At 73.8% G+C, this 12,139-nt stretch carries 9 protein-coding genes; 6 read left to right on the top strand and 3 right to left on the bottom strand.

Going from position 1 to position 12,139, the window contains the following annotated elements:
• Positions 1-96: 96 nt before the first annotated feature.
• Together BLV72_RS26605 and BLV72_RS26600 are read left to right on the top strand one after the other, a co-directional pair.
• Entirely contained in the window at positions 97-903 is an 807-nt protein-coding gene (locus BLV72_RS26605; RefSeq protein WP_093465352.1) for a TIGR04222 domain-containing membrane protein, read from the top strand.
• An 85-nt stretch (positions 904-988) separates the two neighbouring features.
• Positions 989-2,842 (top strand): alpha/beta hydrolase, encoded by a 1,854-nt coding sequence (locus BLV72_RS26600; RefSeq protein WP_093465350.1) that lies wholly within the window; start codon positions 989-991, stop codon positions 2,840-2,842.
• A 66-nt stretch (positions 2,843-2,908) separates the two neighbouring features.
• Here BLV72_RS26600 and hemQ read toward each other — a convergent pair whose 3' ends face one another.
• From hemQ to BLV72_RS26585, 3 genes are read right to left on the bottom strand one after another with little or no spacing between them, the layout of a single operon-like run.
• On the bottom strand, positions 2,909-3,625 hold the full coding sequence (gene hemQ / locus BLV72_RS26595) for a hydrogen peroxide-dependent heme synthase (RefSeq protein ID WP_093465349.1): 717 nt from the start codon (positions 3,623-3,625) through the stop codon (positions 2,909-2,911).
• 4 nt (positions 3,626-3,629) lie between these two features.
• Complete coding sequence (hemG, locus tag BLV72_RS26590) at positions 3,630-5,120, bottom strand: protoporphyrinogen oxidase (RefSeq protein WP_093465347.1); 1,491 nt, start codon at positions 5,118-5,120, stop codon at positions 3,630-3,632.
• The gene (locus tag BLV72_RS26585; RefSeq protein WP_167746407.1) at positions 5,117-6,874 is read right to left on the bottom strand and encodes an IclR family transcriptional regulator domain-containing protein; all 1,758 of its coding nucleotides are present in this window, start codon (positions 6,872-6,874) and stop codon (positions 5,117-5,119) included. Before BLV72_RS26585 ends, hemG begins: the two co-directional genes overlap by 4 nt.
• An 80-nt stretch (positions 6,875-6,954) precedes the next feature.
• Here BLV72_RS26585 and BLV72_RS26580 point away from each other — a divergent pair, with 80 nt between their 5' ends.
• From BLV72_RS26580 to BLV72_RS26565, 4 genes are all read left to right on the top strand, one after another.
• Positions 6,955-8,136, top strand: coding sequence for a 4-hydroxybenzoate 3-monooxygenase (locus BLV72_RS26580; protein WP_093465344.1), 1,182 nt, complete (start codon positions 6,955-6,957; stop codon positions 8,134-8,136).
• 23 nt (positions 8,137-8,159) lie between these two features.
• Positions 8,160-8,972: an IclR family transcriptional regulator gene (locus tag BLV72_RS26575; protein ID WP_093465343.1), complete on the top strand. Its 813-nt coding sequence runs from the start codon at positions 8,160-8,162 to the stop codon at positions 8,970-8,972.
• Positions 8,973-9,080: 108 nt separating this feature from the next.
• The gene (locus tag BLV72_RS26570) at positions 9,081-10,532 is read left to right on the top strand and encodes an MFS transporter (RefSeq protein ID WP_093465341.1); all 1,452 of its coding nucleotides are present in this window, start codon (positions 9,081-9,083) and stop codon (positions 10,530-10,532) included.
• Between the two features lie 43 nt (positions 10,533-10,575).
• Positions 10,576-11,973, top strand: coding sequence for an FAD-dependent oxidoreductase (locus tag BLV72_RS26565; RefSeq protein WP_093465340.1), 1,398 nt, complete (start codon positions 10,576-10,578; stop codon positions 11,971-11,973).
• Positions 11,974-12,139 lie beyond the last annotated feature (166 nt).

Raw genomic sequence — 12,139 nt, 5'->3', positions numbered from 1 at the left:
CGCAGCCCTCGATCAAGGCGAGCCGCACCCCCGGGCGAGTCGTTCATATCGTGAAAACAATGGCGCGACGGCGGTCGGGTCCAGTAGAACTCGGCCATGTTGTGGGTCCTTTTCCTGCTCGTCGCGTGGGGCGCGGCGGTTGTCAGCTGCACACGTCTGTGCCTGGCGGCAGTCGCCGCCGCCCAGCCGCTGGACCCCGATCCGGCGGCGGACGCGAAGGGTCTGAGCCTGTACGAGGCGGCGTTCCTGTCGGGCGGTCCGCGGCGGGTGGGCGATCTGGTCCTCGTCACGATGTACCGCGAGCGTCGGCTGCTGCTGGCCCACACCGGCTGGGTCACCGTCGTGGTCGCGGACGGGCGGGACGAGCTGGAGCGGTCCGTGATCACCGCGATAGGGCCGGAGGGCCAGTCCCCGGTGCGGCCGGTGCGGGCCGCGCTCGCCACCGCCGCCGCGGTGCGGGCGCTGGGCGACCGGCTGGTGGCGGCGGGGCTCGCGGTGCCCGCCTCGGCGCGTACGAATGTGGCGGTCGCGGTGCGGCACGTACGCGCGGCCTGCGCGCTGGTGCTGGCGACGGCGGCCGCCGCGCTGCTGCTGGTGCCGCCCGCGGCGGGGCGCGGTCCGGTGGCCTCGTGGTTCATGCTGCCGCTGCTGCTGACGGTGAGCTGTCTGCTGATCGCCCGGGTCGAGGCGCATCCGTACTCGCGATGGGCCTCCCCCGCCGGGCAGCTGCTGCTGGGCCGGATCGACGTGCCCCCGCGGCGGACCCTCGCCCAGCGCTCGGTCGGCGGCCCGGACGGCGATGACGACGAGGGCGAGGTGCTCACCGCGCTCGCGGTGCACGGCACCGCCGCCCTCCCCGACCGGGCGCTGCGCGCGGCGCTGAAGGGGCATTGGGGTCATTGACCCCGACACCGCGGCCCGGTGCTTTACATGGTCATCCGCCGCGCCAAATATCCCTTTCATCGCGCGATGCACGAAGGGATGGCCAGTGAGAGCAGCAGCGCTGTACGGCATCCTCGGCCCGCTGTCCCTGTCACTGTCGATGAGCGCGCTGCTCGCCACGCCCGCCACCGGCCGCCCGCTCGCCGCGTCCACCGCCCGCGCCGCCACGACGGCCGCCGCGTCCACCCCGTCCGTCACGGCCCCGGCCGGTGCGGCGGGCGCGCCCCTCACGGCCCCGGCCGCCCCCGCCACCCGTTCGGCCTCCGCCGTCCCCGTCGCCCCCGCCTGGAGCTCCTGGTCCGGCTCGCCCGCCACGGCCGCCACGGCCGCCACGGCCGCCGCCCCGCCCGGTGACGCGGCCTCGGCCCGCGGAGTTGCGCTCGCCGCCCGGCGCGCGGCGGAGCGGGGCATCGCCTTCCGCCGCTGCCCGCGCGCCGAGGCGTTGGCCGCCCCCATCACCTGCGGAAAGGTCTCCGTACCGCTCGACTACGCCCGCCCCCGCGGCAAGCACATCAGCCTTACCGTCAGCCGGGTTGGGGCCACCGGCCCCAAGGCCCGGCGTCAGGGCGCGCTGGTCTACAACCCCGGCGGACCGGGCGCCTCGGGTATGGCGTTCCCCGAGTACGCGGCCGAGAGGGCCTTCCGCCGGGTGGCCGCCGCCTACGACTTCGTCGGCTACGCCCCACGGGGCGTCGGCCGTTCAGCGCCGCTGTCCTGCCAGCGGCCGTCGGCCTACGCCAAGGCACCGACCAGCTCCCCGCCGCACCCCACCGCCGCCTTCAAACGGCGGCTGGTGGCACGGGCGCGCGCCTATGTGCGGGGCTGTGTACGCCGCGCGGGCCGCGCGCTCGCCCACTACACCACCCTGAACAACGCCCGCGATCTGGAGGTGCTGCGCGCGGCGCTGGGCCAGCGGCGGCTCACCTTCGTGGGCGCCTCTTACGGCACGTACTACGGGGCCGTCTACGCCACGCTCTTCCCGGGGCGGGTGCGCCGGATGGTCTTCGACAGCGTGGTCAACCCGGCCCCCTGGCGGATCTGGTACCGCGACAACCTCGACCAGTCAGTGGCCTTCGAGCGGCGCTGGCGGGACTGGCGCCGCTGGGTCGCCCGGCACCACGCCGTCTACCACCTGGGCACCACCGATGCCCGGGTGCTCGCCTCGTACGAGAAGGCGCGGCGGCGGCTGGGCCACAAACCGGCGGGCGGGGTCGTCGGCACCGCCCAGCTCCAGAGCGCGTTCCTGCGGACCGGCTACAACGACGCCTACTGGGATCCGGCCGCCCGGGCGCTGGCCGCCTATCTGCACGGTGACCCCGAGCCGCTGATCGCGCTCGCCGCGCCCGATCCGGCGCAGGCGGCCGACGACGAGAACGGCAATGCCGTCTACACCGCCGTGGAGTGCAACGACGCGCCCTGGCCGCGCACCTGGGCCACCTGGAACCGCGACAACACCGCCCTCGCCCGCCGCGCGCCCTTCGAGACCTGGGACAACGTGGCGATGAACCTGCCGTGCGCCTTCTGGCCGCTGAAGCCCGGCCGCCCCCTCGACGTGGGGCATTTGGAGGCGGTGGGCCCCCGGACGGGGCGGGTCGCGCTGCCGCCGGTGCTGCTGCTCTCAGCGGAGCGGGACGCGGCCACCCCGTACGCGGGGGCGAAGGAGCTGTGGCACCGGCTGCCCGGCTCCTCGCTGGTGACCGAGTGGAAGGCGGGCACCCACGGGGTGTGGGGCGGGCCGAACGACTGCGTCAACCGCCATGTGGACACGTATCTGCTGACCGGGAGGACGCCGGGCCGGTCCGCCGCCTGCGCCCCGCGCCCGGAGCCCGTGCCGCTTCCGGCCCCGGCCCCGCTGCCCGAGTCGGGCAAGCAGCCGGCCGCGATCCCGGGCACGCCGTAAGAAGCCATAGAAAAAGGCGGGGCCATACGGGACGACCGTAAGGCCGTCCCGACTACCACAAAAGCGTCAGGCCAGACCGGCGACGAGCTCGGAGACCGCCTTGCGCCGCCCGGTGTAGAACGGCACCTCCTCGCGCACATGGCGACGCGCCTCGGAGGCGCGCAGGTGGCGCATCAGGTCGACGATCCGGTGCAGCTCGTCCGCCTCGAAGGCCAGGATCCACTCGTAGTCGCCGAGCGAGAAGGACGCGACCGTGTTGGCGCGCACATCGGGGTAGCCGCGCGCCATCTTGCCGTGGTCCGCGAGCATCCGGCGGCGGTCCTCGTCGGGCAGCAGGTACCAGTCGTAGGACCGGACGAACGGGTACACGCTGACGTAGTCGCGCGGGTTCTCGTCGGCGAGGAACGCCGGGATGTGGGCCTTGTTGAACTCGGCCGGGCGGTGCAGCGCCATGTTGGACCACACCGGCTCCAGGGCGCGCCCCAGCCGGGTGCGGCGGAAGAGGTTGTACGCCTCCTGGAGGGCGTCGGAGGTCTCCGAGTGCCACCAGATCATGATGTCCGCGTCGGCGCGCAGCCCGGACACGTCGTAGGTGCCGCGCACGGTGACGTCCTTGGCGGCGAGCTGGGAGAAGAGCTCCTCGACCTCGTCGGCGTAGCCGGTGCGGTCCTCCGGCAGCACATCGCGCAGCCGGAACACCGACCACAGGGTGTAGCGGATGACCTCGTTGAGGTCCTTGGCCTTCTTACCGGCGTTGGGAGTCTTCTCAGGTGCAGCAGTCATGGCCCTATTCTCGCTCTCCGGCTCCGGAGCCCGGCTCCAGGGTGGCCGTCAGGGCGCCCAGCAGCTCGTCGGCCGCCTTACGGGCGCTGCCGACGCAGGCCGGGATGCCCACCCCGTCGTAGAGCGCGCCGCACACCCCCAGCCCCGGCACCTTGGCGACCTCGGTGCGGATGCGGGCCACCCGGTCGAGATGGCCCACCGGGTACTGCGGCAGTCCGCCGTCCCAGCGGTCCACCCGGCTCGCGACGGGCCGGGCCGTCAGGCCGACGGCCTCGCCGAGATCGGCGAGCGACATCCTTACCAGGTCGGCGTCGTCCCGCTTCAGATCCACCTCGTCGTCAAACCGCCCGATCGAGGTACGCAGCACGAAGAGATCGGGTCCGGCGTCCCGCAGCCAGCCCCATTTGCGGCTGGAGAAGGTCGCCGCCTTGATCGTCCGGCCGTCGACCGGCGGCACCAGGAAGCCGCTCCGTTCGGCGAGGGCGTCCACGCCGGTGAGCGCGTCACGCCGGAAGGCCATGGTGACCAGTGCCATCGAGGCGTAGTCGACGGTGGCCAGCTCGGCGGAGGCGGCCGGGGCCTCGGTGGCCAGCAGCCGGGCGGCGGCGGGCGCGGGGACCGCCAGCACCACGGCGTCGGCCGTCACCACCGGCGGGCCGTCCGTGCCGTCCGTTCCGGCCGTGCCGTCCACGGCGAGGGTCCAGCCGTCGGCGGTGCGCCGCAGCTCCCGTACGGACGCCCCGGTGCGGATCTCGCCGCCCGCGGCCCGTACGGCGTCGGCGACCGCGAGCGGCAGCCGGCCGATCCCGCCGTCGATGCCCATGAACACCGCGCCGTCCTGCCGCCGCGCGGCACGCTCGGCCAGCTCCCGGACGCCCTCGGTCAGCGGGCCGCCGGAGCGGGCCACGTCGAAGAGGGTGGGGACCGAGGCGCGCATCGAGGTGCGGTACACATCGCCCGCGTAGACCCCGCCCAGCAGCGGTTCGACCAGCCGGTCCACGACCTCGCGGCCGAGCCGCGCCGCGAGGTACTCGCCGAGCGCCACGTCCTCGCCGATCGGTGTGGGCGGCAGCTCCCGGTCACGGGCGATCCGGGCCAGCCCCTCCTCCGAGATCACCCCGGACGCGGCCAGCGGCGCCAGATCGCCGGGGACGCCCATCACATGCCCCTTGGGCATCGGGCGGAGCCCGCCACGCGTCCAGAGGGAGGCGGTCGCGGTCGCGGGCGGCTGCAGCCGGTCGCCGAGGCCCACGGCACGCGCCAGCTCGACGCCTTCCGGGCGGCGGGCGAGCATCGATTCGGCCCCGAGGTCGACGGGTGCGCCCTCGATCTCCCCCGCGCGCAGCTTGCCGCCGAGCCGTTCCGACGCCTCCAGGAGCGTCACCCGCGCCCCGCCGTCCAGCAGCCGGTGAGCCGCCGCGAGGCCCGCGATTCCGCCGCCGATGACCACGACATGGCCGGTGGACCCCGTCCCCGGGGTGTTCGCCGCTCTCATGCCCCCACTCTCTCACCCGCCCCCAGGGCGTGATGTGCCGAGGCCGTCGCCAGATCGGCCTCGATCCGGGCGGCGGTGGCGCGCAGCGCCGGGAGGAGTTCGCGGCGGGCGCTCTCGGCGGTGCCGCGGCCGGCGTGGGTCGCCACGTTGAGCGCGGCCACCACGCGTCCGCGCGCGTCCCGTACGGGCACGGCGAGCGACCGCAGCCCCTCCTCCAGCTCCTGATCGACCAGGGCGTGCCGCTCCGCCGCCGCGCGCTCCACGACGCGCGCCAGCTCGGGCACGTCGGTCATGGTGTGCCGGGTGAGCGCCCGGGCCCGCACCCCGGCGAGATGGGCGGCACGGGCGTCGGCGTCCAGGCCCGCCAGCAGCACCCGGCCCATGGAGGTCGCGTAGGCGGGGAAGCGGGTGCCGATGGTGATGTTGACGCTCATGATGCGGACGGTGGGGACGCGCGCGATATAGCGGATGTCGCCGCCGTCGAGGACGGCCAGGGAGGCCGACTCATGGACGGTGCGGACCAGTTCGCGCATATGCGGCTGGGCGATATCGGTGAAGCCGAGCTCGGCGAGGGGGGCGTAGCCGAGCTCCAGCACGCGCGGCAGCGGCCGGAAGGCCCGGCCGTCGGCCTCCACGTACCCCAGCTCGACGAGGGTGAGCAGCGAGCGCCGGGCGGTGGCCCGCGCGAGCCCGGTGGCCTCCGCGACGGCGCTGAGCGTCATTCCTCCGCCCCGGCCGCCGCCCGCCGAGGCGGTCTCGCCCTGGCCCGCGCCCTCCGTCCCGCCCAGCGCCCGCAGGACGGCCAGTCCGCGCGCGAGCGACTGCAGGAACCCCGCCCCCAGCTCCCGCTTGGCCATCCGCGCGGGGTCCTCGCCCAGGGCCGTCGGCGCGCCGCCCGGGGTGCCCCACACGCGCTCGGCGGCGGGGCGTGGCCGCCGGGCCGCCAACGCCGCCTCCATCGCCGGGACCTCCGCACCCAGCGGCCCCAGCACCGCCGCCCGCAGGGAGTCCACGTCATGGCGGCTGGTGTGGCTGACCACGTTGACCGCGCAGGCGATCCGGCCCGAGGCGTCCCGTACCGGAACGGACACCGCCACCAGGCCCGGCTCGATCAGCTGGTCGTCGGCGGCCCAGCCGTCGCGGGCGGCCTCCTTGACGTGGGCCTCGAAGTCGCCGTCGGAGGCGGGCCGGTGGCGTGGCGGGACGGTGGGGAAGGAGGTGTCCAGGGGGTCCTCGGCGCGGCGGGCGCGCCAGGCGGCCCAGCCGGACCCGGACCACTCGGCGGCGAAGAGCGCGCCGGGGGAACAGCGCTCGGCGGGCAGCAGATCGCCGATGCGGAAGGCGAGGGACATGGTGCGGCGGCGGGTCATCTGGACGACGAAGCGCACCCCGTCGCCGTCGGGGACGGCGACCGAGACCGACTCGTCCAGCCCGTCCGCGAGCCGCTGGGCGAACGGGCCGAGCGCGGCGGGCAGTCCGCTCGCGGCCAGATACGCGTTGCCCAGCTCCATCAGCCGGACCGACAGACCGATGTCGCGCCCGTCGAGCGTCACGTACCCGAGCTGTTCGAGGGTGCCCACCACACGGTCGACCACGGACCGGGCGAGCCCCGTGCCGCGGACGAGATCGCCGGGGCGGACCGTCGTCCGCCCCTCGTGCGCGGCCAGCCGGGTCAGCTCGCGCAGCACGGCGAGGCCGCGCTCGAGAGGCCCGACGGGGCCATTGACAGGTGGTGGCACTGGGCTGAGACTCATCACCAGTCGATTATGAACGATGTTTCACTCAGCGAACAAGTGCCGAACCGCTTGGACCACCACAGCGAGGGGACGATGTGATGCGCACGACCGTCGGCATCATCGGCGGCGGGCCCGCCGGGCTGCTGCTCGCCCGTCTGCTGCACCGCGCCGGGATCGACTGCGTGGTGCTGGAGAGCCGGGACCGGGCGTATGCCGAGCGGCGCCAGCGGGCCGGGATCCTGGAGCAGGGCACCGTGGATGTGCTGCGGGAGTGCGGCGCCGGCGGGCGCCTGGACCGCGAGGGGCTGCCCCACCAGGGCATCGAGCTGCGCTTCGAGGGCCGCGGCCACCGCGTGGACTTCCCCTCCGCCACCGGCGGCAAGTCGGTGATGGTCTACGCCCAGACCGAGATCGTCAAGGATCTCATCGCGCTCCAGCTGGAGGAGCCGGGCGGTCCCCCGCTGCTGTTCGAGGCCGAGGCGCTGGCCATCGATAAGCCGGACTCCACCGCGCCCGTCATCCGCTTCCGCCACCAAGGCCGCGAGCAGACCCTCACCTGCGACTACGTGGCGGGCTGCGACGGCTTCCACGGCATCGCCCGGCGCGCGCTCCCCGCCGACCGGGTCCGCACCTTCGAGCACACCTACCCCTACTCCTGGCTCGGTGTGCTGGCCGATGTGGCGCCGTCCTGCGATGAGTTGATCTACGCCCGCCATCGGCGCGGCTTCGCCCTGCACAGCATGCGCTCCCCGCAGGTCTCCCGGCTCTACCTCCAGGTGCCCAACGACACCGATCCGGGCAACTGGTCCCATGAGCAGATCTGGGACGAGCTGTCGGCCCGCTTCGCGCTCGACGGGGACTGGACGCTGGAGCGCGGCCCGATCACCGCCACCTCGCTCACCCCGATGCGCAGCTTCGTCCAGGAGCCGATGCGCCACGGGCGGCTGTTCCTGGCGGGCGACGCGGCGCATATCGTGCCGCCCACCGGCGCCAAGGGGCTCAATCTGGCCGTCACCGACGTGATCACGCTGGCCCGTGCGCTGATCCACCACCAGGAGACCGGCTCCCCCGAGCTGCTGGACGGCTATTCGCGGACCTGTCTGCGCCGGGTGTGGCAGGCCGAGCGGTTCTCGTACTTCATGACGGACACGCTCCACCGCCGCCCGGACGAGAGCCCGTTCGAGGACCGGGTGCGGCTCGCGCGGCTGGAGCGGATCGCCTCCTCCCCCACCGCCTCCGCCGAGCTCGCCGAGAACTACGTCGGCCTCCCGCTGTCATGACGGCTCCGGGCCCGCTCACCCCCATGAGCCCACCGGGCTCCCGCGCCCCCGGCAGCCCGGACGCGGGCCGCTCGGTCGCGGGCCGGATGCTGGCGGTCCTCGACGCGTTCGACGCCTCGCACCGCTCGCTGTCCCTCACCGCCCTCGCCCGGCGCGCCGGGCTGCCGCTGGCCACCGCGCACCGGCTGGTCGCCTCGCTCACCCGCTGGGGCGCCCTGGAGCGCGACGCCACCGGGGCGTACCACATCGGGCTGCGGCTGTGGGAGGTGGCGACGCTCTCACCACGCGGGGTCGGGGTGCGCGAGGCGGCGCTGCCGTTCATGGAGGACCTGTACGAGGCCACCCACGAGAACGTCCAGCTCGCCGTGCGCGACGGCCTGGAAGTGGTCTATGTCGAGCTGATCTCCGGACACTCGGCGGTCCAGGTGCGCACCCGGGTGGGCAGCCGCTGGCCGCTGCACGCGACCGGGGTCGGGCTTGTGCTGCTCGCGTACGGGCCGCCACGGCTGTACGAGCGGGTGTGCGCCCGCCCGCTGCGCCGCTACACCGACCTGACCATCCAGGACCCGCACCGGCTGCGGGCCGCCCTCGCGGAGGTGCGGCGCACCGGGATCGCGGTCAGCGACCGGCAGATCACCATGGACGGGCTGTCCATCGCCGCCCCGGTGCGCGGCCCGCGTGGGGAGGTGGTGGCCTCGCTGTCGGTGGTGGTGCCGGCCGCGGAGGGGCGGGCCCCGGGGCTGGTCCCGGCCGTGCGGGTCGCCGCCCACGGCATCTCCCGTACCCTCGCGGGCGCTCTGGGGCAAGAGCCCGTCGCGGAGGCTTCCGGTCGGTGAAAGACCCCGGAGCGCGCCTTGCCGCGGCTGATATCCGGTCACATTCTGTGTGGCACCTACCGAGCTGCCGAGCCTGAACCGCCCAGGCCCGAAGGGGGACATGGAGACATGCCCGAAGTGACCGCAGAGCCCACCGCGCAGGGGCGGGAGGCGCCCCGGGGCGGCTGGCAGCCGTATCACACCCTGTGGGCCATGCTGCTGGGCGGCTGGCTCTTCTCGTACGCCGACCGCACGATCACCGGCCCGGTCGTCACCTGGCTGATCGAGCACGACCACGCCATGCTGGGCTCCGCCAGCCATCCGCACGCGCTCGGCGGCCTGATCGGCAGCCTCTTCTTCGCGGGCTACATGCTGACCCAGTTCCCCGGCGGCTATCTCGGCGACCGCTTCGGGCATCGCACCATGCTCGCGGTCTCGCTGCTGTGGGCGGGGGTCGCGACCCTCGCCAGCGGCCTGATGACCGGGCTGATCGCCTTCGTCGTGCTGCGGGTGCTGACCGGCCTCGGCGAGGGCGTCTTCTACTCCAACGACCGCTCGCTGATCGCCCAGCGCACCCCGCCCGCCAAGGCCGGCCTCGGCATGGGCGTCGCGATCACCGGACTGGCCATCGGGCTGACGATCGCGACCATCAGCGCGCCGTATCTGATCGACTGGGGCGCGGAGGTGCTCGGCGAGGAGGACGCCTGGCGGATGCCGTTCCTGGTGCTGGGCGGTGCGACGCTGGCGTTCGGCTGGGTCACGGCGGTCTATATGCGCCGCATCGGCGGCCCGCTCAAGGCCACCGGCTCCACCCTGCGGCTGCTGGGCATCTCGGCGGTGCTGTGCGCCGCGGTCATGGCGGTCTATCTGATCGCCGACGGGGCGGGGATGCCGAGCTGGGGCGTGGCCGTCCTGGAGTGCGTGCTGGCGTTCCTGCTCATCGGGGCGATCTTCGCCCGGCGGAGCAGCAAGCTGGGCTCGGTCTCCCGGAACCGCAATGTGCTGCTGCTCAGCTTCGCCTTCATCGCGGTCATGTGGAATCTGTGGTTCTTCAGCTTCTGGTCGGTGTCGATCGTCGCGGACGCCGCCCACAGCTCGTTCCAGAACGCCGCGCTGGTGGCCACCTTCAACGCGGGCGCGGGCATCCTCGGCTTCCCGGCCGGGGGCCGGCTCTCGGACCGGGCGAAGGCCCGGGGCTGGGGGCGGCGGCCGCTGCTGATCACGTTCACCGTGGTCCAGGGCGTGCTGGTGCTGGTGTTCGCCGCCTATCTGCAGGCCAATGAGAAGCCCTCCCTCTGGGTGATGTCCATCCTGCTCTTCGTGACCAGCCTGTTCTTCAACGCGCTCCAGCCGATGGCGCACGCGCTGCTCAACGATGTGGTCGACGGGGCCGAACGCGGCGCGGCCTTCGGCCTGTTCAACCTGGTCGGGGAGATCGGCGCGGTGGTCAGCCCGGCCCTCAGCGGCACCCTCTTCGACCACTACGGAAGCTGGACGCACGCGGTCTACATCGACGGCGCGCTGATGCTCGCCAGCGCGGGGCTGTATGTGCTGATCCGGGAGAACACCTCGCGCGCATAGGTTGGTCCCCAATAGCCGGACATCCAGTGGCGGAGGGGCATACATGGCGGCGGCACGACGCATGGTGGTCATCGGGGGCGACGCGGCGGGCATGTCCGCCGCGTCGCGGGCCCGCAGGCTCAAGAGCCGGAGCGAACTGGAGATCCTCGCCTTCGAGCGCGGCCAGTTCACCTCGTACTCGGCCTGCGGCATCCCCTACTGGGTCGGCGGGGTGGTGGACGGCCCGGACGAGCTGGTCGCCCGCACGCCCGAGACCCACCAGGGCCGCGGGATCGACGTACGGACGCACACCGAGGTCGTCGAGATCGACCTCGCCGGGCAGCGGGTCCTGGCGCGGGACGTCGACCCGCACGGCAAGGGCGACGAGCACTGGCACGGCTTCGACGACCTGGTCATCGCGACCGGCGCCCGGCCGCGCCGCCCCGACATGCCCGGGATCGACGCCCCCGGCGTCCACGGGGTGCAGACCCTGGAGCACGGGCGGGCCCTGCTGGAGACCCTGGAGTCCACCCGAGTCGAGCGCGCGGTCGTGATCGGCGCCGGATACATCGGGGTGGAGATGGCCGAGGCGCTCATCCAGCGCGGCTGCCAGGTCACCGTCCTGGAGCGCGGTGAGCAGCCGATGTCCACGCTCGACCCGGACATGGGGCGGCTGGTGCGCGACGCGATGTCGGGGCTCGGCATCGACACCGTGACCGGCGCGGAGGTCACCGAGGTGGTCACCGGCGAGGACGGCCGGGTGCGGGCCGTGGCCACCAAGGTCAGCGAATACCCCGCCGACCTCGTGATCCTGGGCCTCGGAGTGGCCCCCGAGACCACGCTCGCCAAGGAGGCGGGGCTCCCGGTGGGCCCTTACGGTGGGCTGCTGACCGATCTGGCCATGCGGGTGCGCGGTTACGACAACATCTGGGCGGGCGGCGACTGCGTCGAGGTCCTCGACCTGGTCTCCGGCCGCACCCGGCACATTCCGCTGGGCACCCACGCCAATAAGCACGGGCAGGTCATCGGCGCCAATGTGGGCGGCGACTACGCGACCTTCCCCGGCGTCGTCGGCACGGCGGTCAGCAAGGTCTGCGATCTGGAGATCGCCCGCACCGGGTTGCTGGAGGCCGAAGCGGCCGCCGTGGGGCTGAAGTTCGAGGCGGTCACGATCGAGTCGACCAGCCGGGCCGGGTACTACCCGGACAGCCGCCCGATGACGGTGAAGATGCTCGCCGAGCAGCGCACGGGACGGCTGCTCGGCACCCAGATCGTCGGCCGCGAGGGCGCGGGCAAGCGCGTCGACATCGCGGCAGTCGCACTGACCGCCGGGATGACGGTGGAGCAGATGACAGCCCTGGACCTGGGCTACGCCCCACCGTTCTCCCCGGTGTGGGACCCGGTACTGGTGGCGGCACGCAAGGCAGCGGGGGCCGTGAAAACCAGCCCCTCCGGCGCTTGAGGAGCGGGGTCCGGGACACCGGAGCCAAAACCAGCCCCTCCGGCGCTTGAGGAGCGGGGTCCGGGACACCGGAGCCAAAACCAGCCCCTCCGGCGCTTGAGGAGCGGGGTCCGGGGCGGAGCCCCGGTTACGGGAAGGAGCGGGCAGGGGAAAGCCCGCCGCAGGC

The organism is Streptomyces melanosporofaciens, from assembly GCF_900105695.1.
Lineage (GTDB): Bacteria > Actinomycetota > Actinomycetes > Streptomycetales > Streptomycetaceae > Streptomyces > Streptomyces antimycoticus.
Note: the sequence above shows the minus strand (reverse complement) of the source record. Positions and strands in the feature narration are given on the sequence as shown.

Excerpts from the sequence above, each read along its gene's own strand:
- hemQ (WP_093465349.1), bottom strand. The coding sequence starts at position 3,625 with ATGACTGCTGCACCTGAGAAGACTCCCAACGCCGGTAAGAAGGCCAAG.
- BLV72_RS26585 (WP_167746407.1), bottom strand. The coding sequence starts at position 6,874 with ATGAGTCTCAGCCCAGTGCCACCACCTGTCAATGGCCCCGTCGGGCCT.
- BLV72_RS26580 (WP_093465344.1), top strand. The coding sequence starts at position 6,955 with ATGCGCACGACCGTCGGCATCATCGGCGGCGGGCCCGCCGGGCTGCTG.
- BLV72_RS26605 (WP_093465352.1), top strand. The coding sequence starts at position 97 with ATGTTGTGGGTCCTTTTCCTGCTCGTCGCGTGGGGCGCGGCGGTTGTC.
- BLV72_RS26565 (WP_093465340.1), top strand. The coding sequence starts at position 10,576 with ATGGCGGCGGCACGACGCATGGTGGTCATCGGGGGCGACGCGGCGGGC.
- hemG (WP_093465347.1), bottom strand. The coding sequence starts at position 5,120 with ATGAGAGCGGCGAACACCCCGGGGACGGGGTCCACCGGCCATGTCGTG.
- BLV72_RS26570 (WP_093465341.1), top strand. The coding sequence starts at position 9,081 with ATGCCCGAAGTGACCGCAGAGCCCACCGCGCAGGGGCGGGAGGCGCCC.
- BLV72_RS26575 (WP_093465343.1), top strand. The coding sequence starts at position 8,160 with ATGAGCCCACCGGGCTCCCGCGCCCCCGGCAGCCCGGACGCGGGCCGC.